The following is a 20,153-nucleotide window of genomic DNA, read 5'->3' as shown; positions in this document are numbered from 1 at the left end:
CGTGTTGCCCACTTGCAGCTTGACGCGCGGCTAGTCGCTCCGCCACCTTCCCGGCCGGACCGACTCGGACGACCGGAGCCATGCGACGCAAGATCGCCATTGTCGTTTTTCCCGGCTTCCAGCTGCTGGATGCCGCAGGTCCGGTCGCCGTGTTCGAGACGGCCGAGCGCTTCCGGCCCGGCAGCTATGCGGTCAGCGTGCTCGCCCCGCGCGGCGGTGTCGTACGCAGCTCCGCGGGCGTGAGCCTGGCCGCGGAGCCGCTGGCGCAGGAGCGCTTCGACACCGTGATCGTCTCGGGCGGCACCCTGGCGCAGCTGGAGGAAAGCCAGCGCGACATCGTGGCCTGGCTCGGCGACGAGGCGTGGCGCCGCGCGGCGGGCGTCTGCTCCGGCGCGTTCTTCCTCGCCGAGGCCGGCCTGCTCGACGACCGCCTCGCCACCACGCACTGGGACGTGGCCGAGCGCTTCCGGCTGCGCTATCCCCGGGTGCGTCTCGATGCCGACCGCATGTTCGTCCGCGACGGCAAGCTGTGGACGTCGGCGGGCATCTCGGCGGGCATCGATCTGGCGCTGGCGCTGGTCGAGGACGACCTCGGCCCCGGTCTCGCACGACGCACGGCGCAGCAGCTGGTGGTGCACCAGCGGCGGCACGTCGGGCAGTCGCAGTACTCCGCCCTGGTCGAGCGGGGCGGCCGCACCGGTCGCTTCGTCGAACTCATCGGCTGGATGCGTGCGCGCCTGACCGAGCCAATGACGGTCGAACGCCTGGCCGAGCGTGCCGCGATGAGCCCGCGCAACTTCGCCCGCGCCTTCGTGACGGAGATCGGTGCCACGCCGGCCAAGGTCGTCGAAGGCCTGCGGCTGGAGGCGGCCCGCATCGCGGTGGAGACCAGCCATCGCGACCTGGACCACATCGCCGCCTCGACCGGGTTCGGCACCGCCAGCCGCATGCGCCGTGCCTTCGTGCGCGCCTTCGGCATGTCGCCGCAATCGTTGCGCCGCAGCGCGGGCGTCTGATCGCGCGTCGTGGCCGGCGGTGCCGGCCTTGCACGCGCATCGGCGTTGGCCGTTTTTGTCCGGAAATTGTCCTTGCCGGCGCGGCTCGAACCGCCGATAAAAGGCCGCTCGGGCGCCGTCGCCCGAGCGTCGGTCCGGACCGATTCCCCTGAGGCCGGAACAGGCGTCCACGGACCTGGGTGGCCAATCCCCGCAGGCCGCCGCTCGTCTCCCGGGGAACAACCGAAGCTTTCGCGCGAGGGTCCACATGCGCCTGATCCTGTCCGTTTCGCTGATGCTCCTGAGCCTGGGCACCGCCGGGGCCTCGACACCCACGCCCGCGCCAGCGGCATCCTCCACGCGGCTGGACCACATCCTGCTGTGGGGACGCAGCATCCCAGGCGACCGCGGTGATGGCGGTCAAGCTGGGCTTCCAGGTGCGCCCCGGACGCGACCCCGGCGGCGTCGAGAACCGATACGTCCGCTTCGCGGACAGCAGCTTCGTCGAGTTGCTCGGCATCACCCGGCCCGATCCGGCCTTCGACCCGGGCATGAAGGAAGACCGGCAGGCGCTCAAGGGCGGGCCGGGGTCGCGCACCTTCGGCTTCCGCGCCGCCGCGCTCGATGCGATCCATCGCAGGCTGGCGGGGCTCGGCTACGCGGTCACGCCGTTCTTCACCGGGCCGGATGGCGCCAGGCCCGGCTGGCGACTGTTCGCGTTCGATCGCGCGCCCTTGTCGAGCAACACCTTCTTCATCGACTACGCCGCCGACTATGCACCCGACCAGTTCGACCCGGCCAACGCCGGCGATCACCGGGTGACGCGCGAGCACCCCAACGGCGCGCGCGAGCTGTCGGCGATCTGGCTGCTGTCGGGCGACGCGGACGCCGACCGCCGCCAACTGGCGAAGATGGGTTTCGGCCACGCGGTGCCGGTCAGGCTGCCCCAGGTGGGTGCCGCAGGCTTCTGCGTACCGGTCGGCCCGACCGCGCTGCTGGCGCTGCAGCCCGCTGGCCAGGGCATCGCCGCCGACACCCTGGCCAGCGGCGGCCCGCGCGTGCTGGGCGTGAGCTTCGGCGTGAGCGACCTGGGCCGCGCGCAGCGCTGGGCCGAACGCGGCTACCAGCGCAAGCTGACCACCTATCGCGGCCTGTCCGGCGAATCCGTGCTCGCGCCCACGCAGGCCGACCTCGGGCTGTCGGTCGAATTCCATGCCACGTCGCCGGGCCGGCTGCCGTGTGCCGGCGCTTCGGAGAGCGCTGCGCTCACGCGAGCAGCGAATTGAGGAGCGTGCTTCGGCGCGGCTGCCGCCACCCGCAGCCGCGACAGGACCGCGCTCGCGGCGGCGCCACCGGCCTCGGGCGCCGAGCCTCAATACGGGTGCTGCCGGTAGAACTGTTCCAGCTGCCGATAGACCTCCGGCAGGTGCTCGCGCAGGGCGGCCGGTTGCTCGAAGAACTGCTCGCTGGCCACCGCGAAGAACTCGGCCTCGCTTTCCAGGCCGTACGGGTCGATCGGCAAGGGGAGGCCGTTGCGATGATCGTCGCGCAGGCGGTTCCAGGCGCGGGAGAAGACCTGCGTCCAGGCGCGGCGGTCCATGCGCCGCTGCAGGGGCGGGAAGCCGTTGGCCTCCCCATTGAGCATGTCGAGCTTGTGCGCCATCTCGTGGATGACCACGTTGTGGCCCGGTACCTTGCCGGCATCGAGCACGTCCGCCCACGACAGGATCACCGGCCCGCGCCCCCACGCCTCGCCGGCCATCGCGTTGCGGGTCTCGTGAACCACGCCGGCTTCATCGGTGTGCGTGCGGCGCGGGATGAACGCGTCCGGGTAGACGATCACGCTGTGCCAGCCGTCGTACCAGTCCAGGCCCAGCTTCAGGATGGGGACGCAGGCGTGGGTCGCGAGCAGGACGCGGTCGGCCTCGTCCAGCTCCAGCCCCTGCACCGGCTCCAGCGCCTTGTCTTCCAGGAACAGCGTGACCAGCACGCGCAGCGCGGCCTGGTCCGTAGCGCCCAGCCGGCGCGCCGGGGCGCACTGGCGTAGCGCGTGCTGCCAGAGCGGTTCGGCGATGGGGTGCCGGGCGACGACGCGGCGTACGCGCCAGTTTCGGATGGTGTCGAGCATGGCCCCTGCGGGAGGAAGTCGTGGCGTTCCATGGATCAGGGCGGTATGCGCCTTTCTCAAGCACAGGCGCCGGCGGGGAGGCGCCAGGTGGCGGCGCAGGTTCGCTCGGCGTTCTCCGGGCCGTGTCGATCCGCGCGGGGGCGGATCGTCGTAGGGATGGCATCCTGCGATCGGGAGCCCGCCCTGGCCTGATGGGGCGTTTCCAGCGCGGCGCTGTCCGGCCGCTTTCCGCCCTGTCATGCGATCTTTGCCACGAGGAGCCTCACCATGACTATCACCATCACCGCCTTCGAACGTTCGCCCGATGGCGGCCGCGGACTGTCGCGCGATACGCGCGTCCGCTGGGCGCTGGAAGAGGTGGGTCAGCCTTACGAGGTGCGCCTGGTCTCGTTCCAGGCGATGAAGGAACCTGCGCACCTGGCCATTCACCCGTTCGGCCAGATTCCCACCTACGAGGAAGGCGGGCTCGCCCTGTTCGAGACCGGTGCGATCGTCTTCCACATCGCCGAGCGCCATGCGGGCCTGTTGCCGTTCGACCCCGACGCGCGTGCGCGGGCGATCAGCTGGATGTTCGCTGCCGTCAATACGGTGGAGCCGCCGGTCCTCGAGCTGGTCACCGTGAAGATCCTGGAGGGCGACAAGCCATGGGCCCAGGAGCGCCTGCCGCTGGTGCTGGAGCGCATCCGCGTCCGGCTGCGCCAGCTTTCCGCCCGCCTGGGCGATGCCGAGTGGCTCGATGGCGCCTTCAGCGCCGGCGACCTGATGATGGTGTCGGTGCTGCTCCGGCTGAGGCCCTCGGGCCTGCTGGACGAATTTCCGGAACTGGCGGCCTACGTCGCACGTGGCGAAGCGCGGCCCGCCTACCAGCGCGCCTACGCCGCCCAGGCGGCGGTGGCTGCCGCCGTGAGAGAGGGCGGGTAGCGTCTTGGTTGCTTGGTCGGGGCCGCCCCGATCAGGCAATAATCATGCGCCCCGAGCCACGGCCAGCGCCGCATGTCCATCGCCCTCACCGACTTCGCCCTCCCGCGGCTGTTCCCGCGCGAGCCGCGCCGCAACACGATCCAGGACTGCACGCCCGAGGCGTTCGAGCGCCACCTCAACGAGGTCCCGCCGCTGAAGGTGCTCGACGGCTATGCGCCGTTCTGCAAGCTGCACGTGCATCGCAACTGGACGTCCACGCGCTGCCTGGCGGTGCCGATTACCGACGACAACCGGCACCTGCTGCGTTCGGACTACGAAGCGCGCACGCGCGACGAGCTGCCGGTGCTGGTGCGCTGGTTCGAGGGGTTGGAGCCGCCGGTGGCCGGTTACCTGATCCCGATCCTGTACAGCCGCGAGCAGCTGGCGAAGGAGGGTTCGCCCATCCAGGCCGACTGGGGCGTGGTGGGCTGCATGTACACCGCCGAGCCCGAGGAAACGCCGATGGCGCCGATCACCATGATGCGCAACGCGCTGGGCGTGGAAGAGGGTGGCTCGGGCGTGCCGCTGGACCGGGAGGCCTACCGCCGCAGCGTGGAATTCTGGCGCACGCACGCCAACTGGCGCGGGTGACGAGCCGGGGTGCCGGGGGTGATGACTCGTCGCGTGCGGTCGGTGGCGGTGGCACGGCCCGCAGCGCGGCGGCTTGCGGACGCTCGTCCCCGGAGGATCCTGCAAGATCGAGGCACGTCCTCGACGCCGCGTGCCGGGGCTCCTGGCGCGGCCACGGGCCGCCTGTTCCCGATGGTCATGCGCGAGACGATGCATGAAGCCGATAGCGCGGTCTGATGCGCCGGGGCCGTTCGCGGGCGCGCCTGTCCGGATCGGCGCGCTGGCCCCGCTCACCCGGCCGGGCTGGATCGACGCCGGACGGCATCTGCTCGCCGGGCTGCAGCTGGCGGCGAGCGACGTCAATGCCACGGGCGGAATCGCCGGACGGCCGCTCGAGCTGGTGGTCCGCGACACCCGGGGCGATCCGCAGCATGCCGCCGCAGCCGTCGAGGAGTTCGCGGGCCTGGGCGTGGCCGCGCTTGCCGGGGAGTACCACAGCGTCGTCGCCCGCGCCGCGGCAGCCAGGGCCGATGCCCTCGGCGTGCCGTTCCTCTGCGCCTCGGCGGTGCTCGATACGCTCACCGATCGACCGACGGACCGGGTTGCGCGCCTCGCGCCGCCACAGTCCCGCAGCTGGCCGATCTACGCCGATGTCCTTCTCCGCGCGGGCCACCGGCGCATCGCCGTGGCCACCGAACCGAGTGCGTACTGGAACGCCGGGGCGCACATCCTGCGCGAGCACCTCGCGCCACGCGGCGGCCAGGTGATCGAACTCGATGCGCGCGCGCTGGGTCCGGCGGCCGTGGGCGACGCCGTCGTCGACCACGGCGCGACCGCGCTCCTGCTGTTGGTCGGCTTTCCCGAGCCGGCCGTCTCGATCGTCAACGCCGTCCGCCGCGACCGGCGTCTCGCCCGGGTGTTGCTGGGCGCGCCGGCCGGGCAACCGGAATTCGCCACCTGGGCGGGGTCGCTGGGCGACCAGGGTGCCGCGGTTCCGTTCCTGCGCTACCTGCCGGCGCGCCTCTCGCCACTGGGGGCGCGCGTCGAAGCCGTCCTGCGCGAACGGCTGGCCGAGGCACCGTCCTTCGTCGCCTTCGAGGGCTACGACACCCTCCTGGTTCTTGCCGACGCGCTGCGCACGCACGGCACGGACCGGGCGGGCCTGGCCGGCGCATGGCCGCACATCGACGTCGAAGGCACGCGCGGGCGCATCCGCTTCGCCCGCGTGCCGGGCGTCGATGTCTGGCAATGGGCTACGGCGCCCATCCAGGTCGTCGATCGGGATCCGGCTCGCCCCGATCGCTTCCGGGTTCTTCATCCCGACGGGAAGGCCTGATCGCCACCAAGCACCGGCGACGGAGCATTCGGCTTGCGGACCGCGCTAGGGCGTTCCCGGCGGTAGCGCCCGGCGCAGGAAATCCGTGAAGCTGCGCAGGTTAGCGGCGTAACCCTGCGGGTCGCGCGCCTGCACCAGGGTCGATGCGCCGTGCACGCCGACCGCCTGGCGGTAGTGCGTGACGTTCGCGCCGTGGGCGTCGCGCAGCACCTCCTGCACCTTGTCCTCTTCCTCGGGTCGGGTGGTGATGTAGAAGGGCACCGTGATCTTCGCGGCGGCGCGCTTGACCAGGTCCTTGTCGTCGAAGTATTCGCCGGGGGAGAAGCTGGCGACGGCGGCGATCGCCTGCGGGTGCTTCGCGGCCAGCAGGATCGCCAGCGAGGCCGAGTACGAACTGCCGACCACGCCAATGCGGGCGTAGTGGTGTTTCCGGGCCCAGGCCAGCGCGCCTTCCAGGTCCGGCAGGGCGTCCAGGTAGTCGGCCGAGCCGCCGCGCCGGGCCACGGTCTCGTTGCGGCCGCCGAACAGGCCGTCGCCGGAACGCTGGTCGATGGCCAGCGTGTCGTAACCCATCTTGGTCAGCACCGGCACCAGCGGGTCGTATTCCTGCCGGCTCGCGCCGGCCTGGTGGAACAGCAGCAGGATGGTATCGGTGTGTCCTCCGGCGCGGCTCAGGGTACCGAAGACCGTGCCATCGTCGCTGGCCTGCAACGTGACGGGCTCGCCTGCGTACGCCGCATACGACAGCAGAAGCGACAGGACGACGATCCAACGTTGGGTCTGATGCACGAACCAGGAAGGCATGGGGGCGCTCCTCATGGGGCCATTGGGTCGGGTTCACTGGGTGGAAGCCGAAGTCTATCGCGGGCGACGGTGGCGGCAGGCCACCTGAAGGCGCGGGCCCGGGGCGCTGCCCCGAGCATGGCTCGTGCGCGCGTGCCGGGAGGGGCGGTGAACCGGGTCGTACGGCCGTGTACCCTTGCGCATCCCGCCGGCGAACAACGATGGCCAAGAAGAACAGCACATCCCGATTCGAGGCAAGGCTGCGGCGCCCGGTGGAACCGCGTGACGCGTCCTGGGCGTTCGTGGTCCTGCCCGCTGAAGCCAGCGCCCGGCTCCCGCGGCGCGGGAGGACCACCGTCGAGGGCACGCTCAACGGCCAGGCGTTCCGCGCCACGCTCGAACCGGATGGCCGGCTGAGCCACTGGCTGAAGGTGGATGAGGCCTTGCGTGAGGCTGCGGGTGTGGCGATCGGCGACGCGGTCGTGCTCGAGATCGCGCCGGTGGCGAAGGAGCCGGAGCCGGACCTGCCACCGGACCTGCGCGATGCGCTGGCCGATGCGCCGGAGGCGCGGGCGGCCTGGGACAGCACGACCACCCTGGCGCGCGTGGACTGGATCCACTGGATCACCTCGGCCAAGCAGCCGGCCACCCGGGCCAAGCGGATCGCCGATGCCTGCGACATGCTGGCTTCCGGCAAACGGCGGGTCTGCTGCTTCGATCCCTCCGGGTACTACAGCAAGGCGTTTGGCGCACCGGAAGCGGCGGACGCGCCCTAGCCGGATGGCGCCCGGAGGCGCGGTTTCGGCTGGTGCCTGGACCGGCCCCCGTGCCTGACGCATCCGGCGCCGTGGCGCCGGTCAACGCGCCGGTGCGACGCGCCGCCACACGGTGATCGGCACGTTGCCGTCCGGACGCGGCGGCACGCGATAGCTGAGCACGTCGCCCTGCCACTCGTAGCGCCGGCTCTGCTGCTGCCCCTCCCAGTTGGGGAAGGAGGCGCCCTCGATGTGGAAGACCAGCAGGTGCCTGGCCGGGTCGATCCGGATCGTGCCGAAGTGGGTGCTCGAGCCCATCGCGGCGGCGCGGTATTCCTCGGCGCTGCCTTTGGCCTTGTCGCCGCCGGCGAAGCGCGGGCGGTCGGTGCGGAAGATCTGCAGCGAGTACCGGCCCTGCCGGTCGATCATCAGCCGTCCCCTGGGTGCGGCGCCGTAGTCGCGCGTGCGCGAGCCGTCCGGGTGCTGCACGTCGGCCGCGACGAGGTTCCAGGTGCCGGCCAGGGGGAAATCGCCGGCGGCGGTCGCGGCGAGGGCGCCGCAGGTCCAGGCGAAGCCGGCGCACAGCCATGCCAGGGCGAAAAGACGGGAGCGCGCGGGTCGTGGGGGCATCGGAGCGTTCCTCGGGGATTGCATGGGGACGGTCGCATCCTAGGCCGACTGCCGTTGCGGAAAAATGGAATAATTCGGCGTCGATCGATCAGGAATGCTTCAGCATGCGATTGCCAAACCTGGACATGGACGCGCTGCGCACGCTGGTCGCGATCCTGCAGCTGGGCAGCCTGGCGCGGGCTGCGGAGCGGGTCGGGCGCTCGCAATCGGCGGTCAGCCAGCAGATGCGCAAGCTGGAGACGCAACTGGGCCAGCCGCTTTTCCGCAAGCAGGGACGGCGCGTGGTGCTGACCGAGGCAGGCGACCGGGTGCATGCCTATGCGCGACGCATCCTCGAACTCAACGACGAGGCGGTGCACAGCGTGCGCGGCGCCGCGGTCGACGGCACGGTCCGTTTCGGCCTGCCCGGTGACTTCGCCGAGTCCTGGCTGCCGGCGGCACTGGGGCAGTTCAAGAAGGCCTACCCGGCGGTGCGGGTGGACGTGGCGGTCGAGCGCAACGGGCTCCTGCTGGAACGGCTGGATCGCGGCGAGCTCGACCTGGTGCTGGCCATGGGACACGCCCGGCGCAGCGACGCCGAGCTGCTGGCCAGGCTGCCGATGACGTGGCTGGGGCCGGCGGGTACGGACGGTGGGCTGCGCCCCGGCGCCGTGCTCGATCTGGCGCTCTACCACCCGCCGTGTTTCTTCCGTCAGGCCGGCACCGAGGCGCTGGACAAGGCCGGCATCGTCTGGCGCCCGGCCTTCGTGACGGCCAGTCTGCAGAGCCTGTGGGCCGGCGTGGCCGCCGGGCTGGGCCTCACCCTGCGTACCAGCGCCGGCGTGCCCTCCCACCTGGTGCGCCTGGACGAACGGCACGGCCTGCCGCCGTTGCCGAGCGTCGAGGTGTGCCTGCACGCCGCGAGCGGCGGAGCCTCGCCTGCGCTCACGCATCTGCGTCGGGCAGTGACCGAGCAGGCGCTGGCGCACCTGGCGCCGGGGTAGGGTCGACGCGGGATGGGCTAGGCACCGTGGGTGCGTGCCGCCAGACGGTGTGAAGCGCCGAGGCGCTTCCGGTCAGGGGTTCTGCGTTCCCGCGGCCTGGATCCACAAACGCCCCTCGGCCAGATCCAGCGTCACGACCTTGCCGCGCAGGAAGGGCATGCCCAGGTTGCCGTCGATTGCCATGTCGGGGGTGAACGCGCGGCCGCGGGCGTGCAAGTCGGGAGCGACCGGGATATCCGCCGTTTGCGGGCCTTTTGCATCGGCGTCCAGGCCGAACAGCGACGCGTACGGCTGCGAGACCAGCAGAGTGCCGCCGTTGCCGGTGTCCAGCTCGAACCAGGTCATGCCATGGGAGGTCGACACGCCCACCGAGGCAGCCAGCGCATGGCCCTGCAGTTCGCGTGAGAGCAGGACCGGCAGCGGCGTCGCGTGGGAGACGCGCTCATGCAGGCTGGCCGGCGTCTCCACGATCAGCTGCCGGTGCACCAGATCGACGGTGATCGCCTTGCCGGCGAACAGGTCCAAGGCGATAGAGCCTGCCACAGGGGCCGCATCCTTGGCCATCAGCGGCGCGGGGTCGATCACGGCGGTAACCGGCGCCACGAACGTATGGCCGTCCAGAGCGATCCGCACGTTATCGCAGCGCGGTGCGTCCAGGCGCTTGCCGGTCATCTGGAACCCGGATAGCCGGCCCCAGGGCGTGCAGCCAATGGTCCTGGCAAAGTCCGGGGCCAGCAGGGTGATCCCTCCTGCGGTGTCGAACACGAACAGGCCCGTGTGTCCGTCGACGCTGGCGCGGAGCGCGACGGTCTTGCGGTAAGGCTCGAGCTTGAACACCGCTTCGGGCATGGCGCCATGCGCCAGCACGGCGGTGCTCAGCAGGCTGGCGGCAAGGGAGAGGAGGATGCGGGTCATGGGTGGCCTCGGATGGGGGGCGGCAGCACTTTATCCAGGGAATGCGCCTGCTTATGCTGTGGTTTCCGAATTCACTCTTTGGCGGCGCTGAAGGAGCCAGTGGACCGTTTCGCTGCCATGCATTCCTTCGTGCGAGTCGCCTCGCTGCGCAGCTTCGCGCGCGCCGCGGCCGAACTCGGCGTTTCACCGGCCACGGTGACGGCCCACGTGCAGCACCTGGAGCGTGGGCTCGGGGTGCGCCTGATCGAGCGCAATACCCGGTCGCTGCGCCTGACCGAGGAAGGCGCACTCTACTTCGACCACTGCTGCAGGACGCTGGAGGAGATGCGGCAGGTGGAAGGCCTGCTGATATCACGCGGGCCGGCGTTGCGAGGCGTGTTGCGTGCCGATGTGCCGGTGGTTCTGGGCCGGCGCCTGATCGCGCCGCACCTGCCTGCGTTCCTGGGGCGGCATCCGCAACTGGCGCTGCACCTGTCGATGGAGAACCGCAGTCAGGATCTCATCGGGCGCGGCTGGGACTGCGCGATCCGCATCGCGGCGCTCCCGGACTCCTCGCTGATCGCACGCCGCCTCGGGGCGGTGCGCTGGATAACCTGCGCCGCACCCGATTACCTGGCGCGCGCGGGCGAACCGGCCACCCCCGCGGACCTCGCCCGTCACAATTGCCTGGGCTTCATGCCGATCGGCGCGCGTGCGCCTGCGCCGTGGCGCTTCCAGTGCGACGGTCGGACGATCGAACTGGCGCCATCCGGCAACCTGGTGATGGATTCGCTCGATCCTCTGCTCGACGCGGCTGCGGCAGGCCTGGGCCTGGTCCAGGTCGACCACGCCGCCGCCCGCGCGTTCCTTGGTGACGGCCGCCTGCGCCGCGTGCTTGCAGGCTTTGCCGACGACGGTCCACCGATCATGCTCATCGCCGGTGGCACGCGACAGATGCCCCGCAAGGTGAGGGCCTTCGGCGATTTCGTTGAGAGCCTGATCGCCTGATACCGGCGCGGCCGGCACCGGTGGCCCGACCATGCTCATGGGCCGCGCTGCCCATGCGGAGGGCGGGGCAACGACGTGCAGTACGGTTTCAATGCGCAACGTCGTGTGCGGGTGCATATGGTGCCCCGTCAACGACTCAGTGGTGGGCATGTCGTTTCCTGGCGTATCTCCGCCATAGCCTGTTCCCGGGGTGGGGGCAGGGCGATCGATCGCTTCCCTACATCCGTTTCACGCCGGATGCCGTCTCTGCTCGGGGCGCACCCGCCACACGCGGCGCGTGCCGCTGGCATGCAACGGCGTTGTCACGCAGCATTGCTAGGTTCAGGGGGATGGAGTCACAACCAAGGGGAGTGGACATGTTCGGATCACATCGCGCCATGGGGATGGCGCTGTGTCTTTTTGCGGCCTCGCTGCCGGTGCTCGCCGCCGATCTCACGATCAGCAACTTCCGCGTGCGCGGGCCGGCGGGTGGCAACGACGAGTTCGTCGAGCTGCACAACGGCTCGGGTGCGCCGCTGGATGTGGGCGGCTATGCGCTGCTGGCCTCCAACGCGTCGGGCACCACCGGCACGCGGGCCGTCTTGCCGTCGGGTACCACGATCGCGCCCGGCTGCTACCTGCTGCTGACCAACACGGCCAGCGGCGGCTATTCGGGCAGCGTCGCCGGCGACCTCGGCTACAACACCGGCATCACCGATACCGGTGGCCTGGCGATCGCCGATGGCGCGGGCCGGCTGGTGGACCAGGTCGGCCTGAGCAGCGGCTCGGCCTACGGCGAGGGCACGCGCCTGGTGTCGCTGGGTTCGGGCAACCTCGACCAGTCCTACGCGCGCATCCGCGACGCCGCGGGCAACGTGCGGGACACCGGCGACAACGCTGCGGACTTCGTGTTGCAAGCGCCATCACAGCCGCGCAACCGCGCGAGCGCCTGTTCCGACGTGGGCCTGAGCGTGTCGGTGGACGATGCGGCGGTGGCGGAAGGCGACAGCGGCACCACGCCGCTGGTCTTCACGCTCACCCTGAGCAAGCCGGCACCCGTGCCGGTGCAGGTGCGCGTCACCACCGCCGACGGCGCCGCCACGGTGGCCGACGGGGACTACGACGCGCTGGACACGGTGGTGCGGTTCGGCGTCGGCGACACCTCGCAACAGGTCACGGTGACCGTGCACGGCGATACGACGGTCGAGCCGGACCAGGATTTCGCGGTACACCTGAGCGAGCCGTCCGCCGGCCTTGCCATCGCCAAGGGTGACGCGATCGGCGGCATCCTCAACGACGATGCGGCGCAGGCGGAGGTCTTCCAGATCCAGGGCAGCGGCGATGCCTCGACGTACGTGGGGCAGCCGGTGATCACCCGCGACAACATCGTCACCAGCGTCGGCCCGGCCGGCTTCACCATGCAGACGCCCGACAGCCGGGACGACCGCAACCGCCTGACCTCCAATGGCGTGTACGTGTTCACCGGTGGCGCCCCGCAGGTGAGCGTGGGTGATGCCGTCGACGTGCGCGGCACGGTGGTCGAGTACTACGGACTGACCGAGCTGACCGGCGCCCGCGTCACCGTGAAGAGCGTCGGCAACGGCCTGCCGGCGCCGGTGGTCTTCGGGCGCGATACGCCTTCCACCGACCCCGGGCACCTCTCGTGCGGCAGCACCAACTTCGAGTGCTTCGAGGGTATGCGCATCCGGGTGGACCGGGGCATCGTCGACCGCGGCAACCAGCGCTACGGCAAGGATCCATTTGCCGAGGTGTTCGTCAGCGCCGGCGGCACCCGCTCGCTGCGCTCGCCGGGCGTACCGTTCGGCACCGCGGCCCCGGACACCCACTCGGGCGTGTGGGACGGCAATCCGGAAGTGTTCGAGATGGACGCCGATGCGCTGGGCGCCGTGCCCGCCGGCACCGGCATCAACGGCGGTGCGCGCTTCGTGGCCGAAGGCGTGATGAGCTACGACTACGGCGATTACGTGTTCCAGCCGACCACGCTGCGCATCCTCGATCCGGCCACGCTGCCGCGCCCGGTCGACGACCCGGGCAACCCGCACGGCCTGCGCGTGGGCAACCTCAACATGTTGCGCCTGTGCGATACCGATGGCGGCAACAGCCAGTACGAGTGCGGCGACCACGGCACGCCCACGCAGGCACAGCTGAAGCTCAAGCTCGAGCGCCTGTCCGCCTACATCGGCGGCGTGCTGAAGCTGCCGGACGTGCTGGCCGCCGAGGAGGTGGAAAGCCAGGCGGTGCTGCAGCGGCTGGCCGACCAGCTCGCGCAGGACTATCACGTCACCTACAGCGCCCACCTGGTGGACGGTCACGACCCCAGCGGCATCGACGTGGGCTTCCTGGTGCGCGCCGATCGCGTGCGCGTGGAGGAGGTGACCCAGCTCGGCGGGGACACCACCTGGGTCGATCCGGCGACCGGCCAGTCCGGTTTCCTGCACGACCGCCCACCGCTGCTGCTGGAGGGCACCCTGCTGGACCGCAACGGCTTCTCCTTCCGGCTGCTGGCGGTGCACCCGAAGTCGCGCATCGGCGTGGACAGCGGCACCGATGCGCCGCGCAACCGGGCCAAGCGTTTCGAGCAGGCCAGGGACATCGCCCGCGACGTGCAGAACCTGCAGACCGATCCCAAGTCGGCCTACGAGCCGCTGGTGGTGCTGGGCGACTTCAACGCCTACCCGTTCACCGACGGCTGGGTCGACGTGGTCGGCGCCATCGCGGGCACCTACGACGACAGCGCCAACCTGCTGAACCTGGGCGGCAACATCGTCCGGCCCGCGTTGTGGAATGCGGTGCAGTCGGTGCCGCAGAACGACCGCTACTCGTTCCTGTTCACCGAGCAGCTGGGCGCGATCCAGGGCTACGCCCGGAACGGTTCCTACGACTCCGGCCGCGACGTGCCGGTCGCCCAGGTGCTCGACCAGGCCCTGCTCGATCGCCTGGCCCATCGCTGTTTCCGCCGCTTCCAGTACGGCCGAGGCAACCTCGACGCGCCGGACCAGACGCAGGACGACGCGGCCGGCTACGGCGACCTGCGCAAGGCGATCGGCGTGTCCGACCACGACGGCTTCGTGCTCGACCTGGCCTGCCCGGGGCTGTCGCACAGCCGGCAATGAGCCGCCTGGCGATGCCGTGACACGGAACGGCCCGCCGGCGACGGCGGGCCTTTGTCGTTGGCGGACGCGCGCTGGGCCCCACCGGTGCGGCGTGCCGGTGGATGCCCGCCGCGGGCCGGGGTGCTAAGTTTCCAGGCTTTCCACCTGCCGGAGTCCTCCATGTCCCGCGCCCCTCTCGCCGGTTCGCCGGCCATGCGTCGTCGGTTCTCCTCTCTGGCCCTGGCCGTGTCCATGGCCCTTGCCGCCGGTACGGTCGGCGCGCAGCCACCGGCAGGCGCCCGGGTGCCACCGCCACGGGACACGCCTTATCCGGGCACGGTCGTCTTGCGTGTGGACGCCAGCGACACGCGCCAGGGCATCTTCCGCGTCCACGAGACCCTGCCGGTCAAGGCCGGTCCCCTTACGCTGCTCTATCCCGAGTGGATCCCCGGCGACCACTCGCCGAGCGGTCCGGTGGCCATGCTGGCCGGTCTCGAGCTCCGCGCCAACGGCAAGCCGCTCGAGTGGACCCGCGACGAGTACGACGTGTACGCCTTCCATCTGGACGTGCCGGCGGGCGTTGCCACGATCGACGCGGACTTCCAGTACCTGTCCAGCCGCGACGGCGGGTACGAGATGACCGACCGCATGCTCGACCTGGAATGGAACAAGGTGGCGCTGTACCCGGCCGGGCATTTCTCGCGCGACATCACCTTCGCGCCGAGCGTGACGCTGCCGCGCGGGTGGCGGTTCGGCAGCGCCCTCAAGACGGCCTCGCGTTCGGGCGACACCACCACCTTCAAGCCGGTGCCGTTCAACACGCTGGTCGATTCGCCGATCTACGCGGGCCAGTACTTCAAGCGCGTGGACCTCACCCCGGCCGGCGAGGCGCCGGTGCACCTGGACATCGTCGCCGACGCGCCCAGGTACCTGGAGATGACGCCCGCGCAGGTGCAGGTGCATCGCGCGCTGGCGGCGCAGGCCGTGAAGCTGTTCGGCTCGCACCACTACGACCACTACGACTTCCTGTTCTCGCTGTCGGACCAGCTCGGCGGCAACGGCCTGGAGCACCACCAGTCCAGCGAGAACGGCCTGGGCGCCGACTACTTCACCGCCTGGAAGGACGCCGCACCTGGCCGCGACCTGCTGGCGCACGAGTACGCCCATTCCTGGAACGGCAAGTTCCGCCGGCCGGCCGACCTGTGGACGCCCAACTTCAACGTGCCGATGGGCGATTCGCTGCTGTGGGTGTACGAGGGCCAGACCCAGTACTGGGGCTTCGTGCTGACCGCGCGCGCCGGCATGTGGACGCCGCAGCAGTTCCGCGACGCACTCGCCATGGTCGCCGCCAACTACGACCGCAACCGCGCGGGTTTCCAGTGGCGCACGCTGGAGGACACCACCAACGATCCGACCGCGGCCCACCGCATGGGCCTGCCGTACCGCAGCTGGCAGATGAGCGAGGAGTACTACAGCGCGGGCCAGATGGTGTGGCTGGCCGTCGATGCGAAGCTGCGCGCGCTGACCCACGACCGCAAGTCGCTGGACGACTTCGCGCGCGCCTTCTTCGGCGTCGACGACGGCAGCTACGTGACCCGCACCTACACCTTCGACGACGTGGTGGCGGCGCTGAATGGCGTGGCCGCCTACGATTGGGCGGGCTTCCTGCGCGCGCGCGTCGACACGATCGACCCGCCGCTGCTCGACGGCCTGGAAGGCACCGGCTGGAAGCTCGTCTACACCGGCCAGCCGAGCGACTACGAGAAGCAGTACGACAGCCGCCCCGAGTCACCCCGGCACATCTTCAACTTCGCCTGGTCGATCGGCCTGACCGTGGACGAGCACGGCCAGATCAACGACGTGCGCTGGAACGGGCCGGCGTTCAAGGCGGGCGTCAGCACCGGCGCCACGATCGTGGCAGTGGACGGCGAGGACTATTCGAAAGAGGCGCTGAAGGATGCGATCGCCGCGGCCAGGGACGGCAAGGCGCCGATCCAGCTGCTGCTGAAGTTCCAGGGCGGCTACCGCACCGTGCCGGTGGACTACCACGGCGGCCTGCAATACCCGCACCTGGTACGCGTCGAGGGCACGCCCGATTACCTGAGCGAGATCATCGCGCCGCGCAGCTAGCGCGGAGACGGCGCGGGCTCGCGGGTGGACTGGCGCTGGGCGGCTTCGGGCCGCCCGGCTTTTCCCCGGCGCCCTCGCAGCGCTCTGGTCGATTACCGCAGTTCGGCCCGCGCGAGGGGATCGCCCTCGACCGGCTTCTGGACGGCGCGGTAGGCGCGGCGCGGCTTCGTCCCGGAACGTTGCGCCGCGAGTCGGAACGGCTTGAGCCCCCCGCGGCGCCATGGGACGATCGCGCCGTGACCCGCCGACCCATCCTCGCACGGCACCTGCGCGACCTGGCCCGGCTGCGCCGCGTGCGTGACCGGATCGACCGGGAGTACGCGAAGCCGCTCGACGTCGAGGCGCTTGCGCGCGGCGCGCACATGTCGGCAGGGCACCTGAGCCGCCAGTTCAAGCTCGCGTTCGGCGAGTCGCCCTACAGCTACCTGATGACGCGGCGCATCGAGCGCGCCATGGCGCTGCTGCGTCGCGGCGACCTCAGCGTCACCGAGGTGTGCTTCGCCGTGGGGTGCGCTTCGCTGGGCACCTTCAGCACCCGCTTCGGGGAGCTGGTCGGAGTGCCGCCCAGCGTGTACCGGCGCGAGGCGGCGTGGGCCGTCGCGGGAATGCCCTCCTGCGTGGCACGGCAGGTAACCAAACCGGTCAGGAATCGAGAAGCGCCGGCAGGCGAGCCGCACCTAGCATGACGGCTCCATCCCACCGAGCCCGAGCACCATGGACATCACCATCCACGCGAGCTTCCTCCCGCACAACGACCCGGACGCCTCCCTGGCCTTCTACCGCGACACGCTCGGTTTCGAGGTGCGCAACGACGTGGGCTACCACGGCATGCGCTGGATCACGGTCGGCCCGCCCGGCCAGCCCGGCACCTCCATCGTGCTGTTCCCGCCGGCCGCGAGCCCGGGCGTCACCGACGAGGAGAAGCGCACCATCGCCGAGATGATGGCCAAGGGCACCTACGCCATGATGCTTCTCGCCACGCCGGACCTCGACGCCGCGTTCGAGCGGATCCAGGCCAGCGGTGCCGAGATCGTGGAAGAGCCCACCCAGCAGCCGTACGGCGTGCGCGATTGCGCCGTGCGCGATCCGGCCGGCAACCTGCTGCGCGTGCAGGAGCGGGGCTGATCGGAATCCATGAACCGCCGGCATGCGAGCCGGTGGAAAGAAGATGACCACGAGGCGCAGGCCGGCCGATGGCACGGCCTGCGCAGTGGCGCGGGCGGATAGGCCGCAACCCGTGCGGCATTCGCTACCGGCTGTCGGCGCGGGCGTGCGCCCACCGCGTGGCCGGTCGCCACGGCTCTGCGACCGCTCCGCAAAAACTTCCGCTGTTCAAGAACTTACGTTGCGTCCGATGCGCGAGAGCGGGCCTCTTCCGTGCTAGCGTGGCCCGGTTGCGCCTGCCTGGAGGCAGGTGTGACTCGTGGGTGGCGGCGCATGCCGGGGAGCTCACGGCCATTCTTGAATCTAACGGGGAGAGATTTTTGATGCAGACGAAGATTTCGATGTTGTGCCTGGCCTTGGGGGCAGCGCTGGGCTCGATGGCCATGCCAGTGCAGGCGGCCGCCGGCGGCAACGCCTGGGTCGCCACCGCGACGCATGCGCACGCGCTGGCGGCGACGGCTTCCGCAAAGGACCTGGCCGAGCCCGGGATGCCGATCCATATCGATGTGGCGCTCAAGCTGCAGAACCGGGCGGTGCTCGATGCGTTCATCGCCGACGCGCACAACCCGCACAGTTCCACCTACGGGGCGACGCTGCTGCCGCAGGACGTGGCGGCGAACTTCGCGCCCAGCGACGCGCAGGTGCAGGCGGTGGTCGACTACCTGGCCAAGGCCGGCTTCACGCACATCACCGTGGCGCCGAACCGGCTGATGGTCTCCGCCGATGGCACCGCCGCCGGCGCGCAGACCGCCTTCGCCACCCGCCTGATCCATGCGCACGACAGTGAAGGCCATGCCGCCTACGCCAACATCGACGATGCCAAGGTGCCGGCCGCACTCGCCGGTACGGTGCTGTCGGTGCTCGGCCTGCAGACGGTCTCGCATGCGCACACCATGATCCGCACGGCCGGCAAGCCGGGCAGCGGCGGCGGTGGCGCCGGCACCATCACCGGCCACAACCCGACCACCTTCCCGACCATCTACAACGCCGGCGGCACGCCGACCGCATCGACCGTGACGGTGGGCATCATCAGCGACGGCGACATGACGCAGCCGCTCAACGACCTGGCGAGCTTCACCAGCAGGAACGGGCTGCCGGCGGTCAACACGCAGGTGGTGGTGGCCGGCCCCGCCGGTACCGACACCAGCGGCACGGCCGAGTGGGACCTGGACAGCCAGGACATCGTCGGCATGTCCGGCGGCGTGGGCAAGCTGATCTTCTACACCGCCACCTCGCTCAGCAACAGTGCGCTCACCACCGCCTACAACCGCGCGGTCAGCGACAACCAGGCGCGCGTCATCAACGTGTCCCTGGGCGAGTGCGAGACCTACGCCTACCAGGACGGCTCGATGGCGGCGGACGACCAGATCTTCGCGGTCGCGGTGGCGCAGGGGCAGACCTTCTCGGTGTCCACCGGCGACGACGGCTCCAACGAGTGCGGCGGCAGCCCGCGCGGAACGACACCGAGCTACCCGGCCAGCTCGCCCTACGTGGTGGCGGTCAGCGGCACCACGCTCGGTACCGGCAGCAACAACAGCTGGGCCAGCGAGACGCTGTGGAGCAAGGCAGGCGGCAGCCCGAGCACGGTCGAGCCCAAGCCGAGCTGGCAGACCCAGGGCGGCGGCAGCACCCGTGACGTCGCCGACGTGGCGTTCGATGCCGATCCGAACTCCGGTGCGGTGATCATCGTCAACGGCAGCAATGCCCAGTACGGCGGCACCAGCCTCTCGGCCCCGCTGTTCGCCGCGACCTGGGCGCGCATGCTGGCCGGGCATGCGTCGCTCGGCTTCGCCGGTCCGCACCTGTACCAGGTTCCGTCGAGCGTGTACCACGACGTGACCTCCGGCAGCAACGGCGGCGAATCCGCTGGGACCGGCTGGGACTATGCCAGCGGCTTCGGCAGCATCATCGTCGGCAACCTCAACGCGAGCCTGTAAGATGACTTCGCCCGGCGGCACCCGCCGCCGGGCGAACCCGGGCCGAAGCGCCTGCGCCGGGCGATTCACCAGCTGCGCTTGGCCACGCCCTCGAACACGTTGTTGTTCGGGTTGGTCTGGATCATGTAGATGGTGTTGCCCCACGGGCCGAGGTGGATGGCGAAGGCGGTGGCGTTCGTGTCCGCGAACTGCACGGTGCCGTTGCAGTCCGGCTGCACCGCATAGGTGCCGGCAGTGTTCGTTCCCTGGACGGTGATGCCCAGGTCGCCGAACGGGTTGGCCGCCGTGAAGGAGAGGGCCGTCACGCCGCCGGCTCCATCGAAGCGCAGGGTTTCGACGATCGCCTTGGGCACCCACGGTGTGCCGGGCGGTGTGAACGGCGGCCGCGTGAACCCGCTGGTCGCGAAGGTGTAACGACCCTTCAGCGTGGCGTTGCTGCAGGTGGCGGCGAGCGCCAGCCCGGGCAGGCACAATGCCAGCACCAGTGCGGCCGAGCCGGTCAGCAGGGCGCGGCTGCGCGCGTGCCGTGAAGCCGCGTTGCCGTTGCCGCCGGTGCCCATCGCCGCGTTCGCTGCCGGCCGCGGGGCGGCGGGGCGTGTTTTCAGTGCGCTTCTCATGTGCGTGCTCTCCTTCTCCAGACAAAGGGACGGGGCGGAGCCCCGGTATCGCCGCGGCGACCGTGCCCGGCGACGGGCCCGGCCGTGGATCGGACAGGCGTCCGCAGACCGGATCGCGCAGTCTTGGTCGCCGCCCGCGCGAAGGTCCTTCGGTTTTTCTGGAGCTTTTCT

Annotated in this window: 18 protein-coding genes; 13 read left to right on the top strand and 5 right to left on the bottom strand. The window is 70.7% G+C overall.

Going from position 1 to position 20,153, the window contains the following annotated elements:
- Positions 1–80: 80 nt before the first annotated feature.
- Both WAT24_RS10555 and WAT24_RS10550 read left to right on the top strand, forming a co-directional pair.
- A complete protein-coding gene (locus WAT24_RS10555) occupies positions 81–1,016 on the top strand; it encodes a GlxA family transcriptional regulator (RefSeq protein WP_336807826.1) in 936 nt (311 codons plus the stop codon).
- Between the two features lie 392 nt (positions 1,017–1,408).
- Entirely contained in the window at positions 1,409–2,281 is an 873-nt protein-coding gene (locus tag WAT24_RS10550) for a VOC family protein (protein ID WP_336807825.1), read from the top strand.
- Positions 2,282–2,367: 86 nt separating this feature from the next.
- Here the strand turns inward: WAT24_RS10550 and WAT24_RS10545 are convergent, their stop codons facing one another.
- Positions 2,368–3,123 carry a M90 family metallopeptidase gene (locus tag WAT24_RS10545; RefSeq protein WP_336807824.1) on the bottom strand — a complete coding sequence of 252 codons (756 nt, stop codon included), beginning with the start codon at positions 3,121–3,123 and terminating at the stop codon, positions 2,368–2,370.
- 267 nt (positions 3,124–3,390) lie between these two features.
- Here WAT24_RS10545 and WAT24_RS10540 point away from each other — a divergent pair, with 267 nt between their 5' ends.
- The 3 genes from WAT24_RS10540 to WAT24_RS10530 all read left to right on the top strand — a co-directional run bounded on the left by WAT24_RS10540 (position 3,391) and on the right by WAT24_RS10530 (position 5,989).
- Positions 3,391–4,044, top strand: a complete 654-nt coding sequence (locus tag WAT24_RS10540; RefSeq protein WP_336807823.1) for a glutathione S-transferase family protein — start codon at positions 3,391–3,393, stop codon at positions 4,042–4,044.
- A 72-nt stretch (positions 4,045–4,116) separates the two neighbouring features.
- Positions 4,117–4,674: a DUF3228 family protein gene (locus WAT24_RS10535; RefSeq protein ID WP_336807822.1), complete on the top strand. Its 558-nt coding sequence runs from the start codon at positions 4,117–4,119 to the stop codon at positions 4,672–4,674.
- Between the two features lie 193 nt (positions 4,675–4,867).
- Positions 4,868–5,989 carry an ABC transporter substrate-binding protein gene (locus WAT24_RS10530; RefSeq protein ID WP_336807821.1) on the top strand — a complete coding sequence of 374 codons (1,122 nt, stop codon included), beginning with the start codon at positions 4,868–4,870 and terminating at the stop codon, positions 5,987–5,989.
- Positions 5,990–6,034: 45 nt separating this feature from the next.
- Here WAT24_RS10530 and WAT24_RS10525 read toward each other — a convergent pair whose 3' ends face one another.
- Entirely contained in the window at positions 6,035–6,793 is a 759-nt protein-coding gene (locus WAT24_RS10525) for an alpha/beta hydrolase (protein ID WP_336807820.1), read from the bottom strand.
- Between the two features lie 200 nt (positions 6,794–6,993).
- Here WAT24_RS10525 and WAT24_RS10520 point away from each other — a divergent pair, with 200 nt between their 5' ends.
- Positions 6,994–7,548, top strand: a complete 555-nt coding sequence (locus WAT24_RS10520) for a YdeI/OmpD-associated family protein (RefSeq protein WP_336807819.1) — start codon at positions 6,994–6,996, stop codon at positions 7,546–7,548.
- A gap of 81 nt (positions 7,549–7,629) precedes the next feature.
- Here WAT24_RS10520 and WAT24_RS10515 read toward each other — a convergent pair whose 3' ends face one another.
- Positions 7,630–8,157, bottom strand: coding sequence for a lipocalin-like domain-containing protein (locus tag WAT24_RS10515; protein WP_336807818.1), 528 nt, complete (start codon positions 8,155–8,157; stop codon positions 7,630–7,632).
- Positions 8,158–8,261: 104 nt separating this feature from the next.
- Between WAT24_RS10515 and WAT24_RS10510 the strand changes: the two genes are divergently transcribed.
- Positions 8,262–9,140 (top strand): LysR substrate-binding domain-containing protein, encoded by an 879-nt coding sequence (locus WAT24_RS10510; protein WP_336807817.1) that lies wholly within the window; start codon positions 8,262–8,264, stop codon positions 9,138–9,140.
- Positions 9,141–9,212: 72 nt separating this feature from the next.
- Here the strand turns inward: WAT24_RS10510 and WAT24_RS10505 are convergent, their stop codons facing one another.
- Positions 9,213–10,055, bottom strand: a complete 843-nt coding sequence (locus WAT24_RS10505; RefSeq protein WP_336807816.1) for a hypothetical protein — start codon at positions 10,053–10,055, stop codon at positions 9,213–9,215.
- A 99-nt stretch (positions 10,056–10,154) separates the two neighbouring features.
- Between WAT24_RS10505 and WAT24_RS10500 the strand changes: the two genes are divergently transcribed.
- The 6 genes from WAT24_RS10500 (at position 10,155) to WAT24_RS10475 (ending at position 19,365) form a co-directional block, all read left to right on the top strand.
- On the top strand, positions 10,155–11,042 hold the full coding sequence (locus tag WAT24_RS10500; protein ID WP_336807815.1) for a LysR family transcriptional regulator: 888 nt from the start codon (positions 10,155–10,157) through the stop codon (positions 11,040–11,042).
- A gap of 356 nt (positions 11,043–11,398) precedes the next feature.
- Positions 11,399–14,155, top strand: a complete 2,757-nt coding sequence (locus tag WAT24_RS10495; RefSeq protein WP_336807814.1) for a Calx-beta domain-containing protein — start codon at positions 11,399–11,401, stop codon at positions 14,153–14,155.
- Positions 14,156–14,314: 159 nt separating this feature from the next.
- Positions 14,315–16,264, top strand: coding sequence for a M61 family metallopeptidase (locus tag WAT24_RS10490; RefSeq protein WP_336807813.1), 1,950 nt, complete (start codon positions 14,315–14,317; stop codon positions 16,262–16,264).
- Positions 16,265–16,500: 236 nt separating this feature from the next.
- A complete protein-coding gene (locus WAT24_RS10485) occupies positions 16,501–16,950 on the top strand; it encodes a helix-turn-helix transcriptional regulator (RefSeq protein ID WP_336807812.1) in 450 nt (149 codons plus the stop codon).
- Between the two features lie 28 nt (positions 16,951–16,978).
- The gene (locus WAT24_RS10480; protein ID WP_336807811.1) at positions 16,979–17,389 is read left to right on the top strand and encodes a VOC family protein; all 411 of its coding nucleotides are present in this window, start codon (positions 16,979–16,981) and stop codon (positions 17,387–17,389) included.
- Between the two features lie 362 nt (positions 17,390–17,751).
- Positions 17,752–19,365, top strand: coding sequence for a S53 family peptidase (locus tag WAT24_RS10475; RefSeq protein ID WP_336807810.1), 1,614 nt, complete (start codon positions 17,752–17,754; stop codon positions 19,363–19,365).
- Between the two features lie 65 nt (positions 19,366–19,430).
- Here WAT24_RS10475 and WAT24_RS10470 read toward each other — a convergent pair whose 3' ends face one another.
- Positions 19,431–19,982 carry a hypothetical protein gene (locus WAT24_RS10470; protein ID WP_336807809.1) on the bottom strand — a complete coding sequence of 184 codons (552 nt, stop codon included), beginning with the start codon at positions 19,980–19,982 and terminating at the stop codon, positions 19,431–19,433.
- Positions 19,983–20,153: the final 171 nt, after the last annotated feature.

The sequence above is a fragment of the Fulvimonas yonginensis genome (assembly GCF_037137055.1).
GTDB classification, from domain to species: Bacteria; Pseudomonadota; Gammaproteobacteria; order Xanthomonadales; family Rhodanobacteraceae; genus Frateuria_A; species Frateuria_A yonginensis.
The sequence above is the reverse complement of the archived record's forward strand: the minus strand, read 5'-3'. Positions and strand labels throughout refer to the sequence as shown.

Excerpts from the sequence above, each read along its gene's own strand:
- WAT24_RS10530 (WP_336807821.1), top strand. The coding sequence starts at position 4,868 with ATGAAGCCGATAGCGCGGTCTGATGCGCCGGGGCCGTTCGCGGGCGCG.
- WAT24_RS10510 (WP_336807817.1), top strand. The coding sequence starts at position 8,262 with ATGCGATTGCCAAACCTGGACATGGACGCGCTGCGCACGCTGGTCGCG.
- WAT24_RS10470 (WP_336807809.1), bottom strand. The coding sequence starts at position 19,982 with ATGAGAAGCGCACTGAAAACACGCCCCGCCGCCCCGCGGCCGGCAGCG.
- WAT24_RS10480 (WP_336807811.1), top strand. The coding sequence starts at position 16,979 with ATGGACATCACCATCCACGCGAGCTTCCTCCCGCACAACGACCCGGAC.
- WAT24_RS10545 (WP_336807824.1), bottom strand. The coding sequence starts at position 3,123 with ATGCTCGACACCATCCGAAACTGGCGCGTACGCCGCGTCGTCGCCCGG.
- WAT24_RS10515 (WP_336807818.1), bottom strand. The coding sequence starts at position 8,157 with ATGCCCCCACGACCCGCGCGCTCCCGTCTTTTCGCCCTGGCATGGCTG.
- WAT24_RS10505 (WP_336807816.1), bottom strand. The coding sequence starts at position 10,055 with ATGACCCGCATCCTCCTCTCCCTTGCCGCCAGCCTGCTGAGCACCGCC.
- WAT24_RS10495 (WP_336807814.1), top strand. The coding sequence starts at position 11,399 with ATGTTCGGATCACATCGCGCCATGGGGATGGCGCTGTGTCTTTTTGCG.
- WAT24_RS10540 (WP_336807823.1), top strand. The coding sequence starts at position 3,391 with ATGACTATCACCATCACCGCCTTCGAACGTTCGCCCGATGGCGGCCGC.
- WAT24_RS10525 (WP_336807820.1), bottom strand. The coding sequence starts at position 6,793 with ATGCCTTCCTGGTTCGTGCATCAGACCCAACGTTGGATCGTCGTCCTG.
- WAT24_RS10555 (WP_336807826.1), top strand. The coding sequence starts at position 81 with ATGCGACGCAAGATCGCCATTGTCGTTTTTCCCGGCTTCCAGCTGCTG.
- WAT24_RS10535 (WP_336807822.1), top strand. The coding sequence starts at position 4,117 with ATGTCCATCGCCCTCACCGACTTCGCCCTCCCGCGGCTGTTCCCGCGC.
- WAT24_RS10550 (WP_336807825.1), top strand. The coding sequence starts at position 1,409 with ATGGCGGTCAAGCTGGGCTTCCAGGTGCGCCCCGGACGCGACCCCGGC.
- WAT24_RS10475 (WP_336807810.1), top strand. The coding sequence starts at position 17,752 with ATGCAGACGAAGATTTCGATGTTGTGCCTGGCCTTGGGGGCAGCGCTG.
- WAT24_RS10520 (WP_336807819.1), top strand. The coding sequence starts at position 6,994 with ATGGCCAAGAAGAACAGCACATCCCGATTCGAGGCAAGGCTGCGGCGC.
- WAT24_RS10490 (WP_336807813.1), top strand. The coding sequence starts at position 14,315 with ATGTCCCGCGCCCCTCTCGCCGGTTCGCCGGCCATGCGTCGTCGGTTC.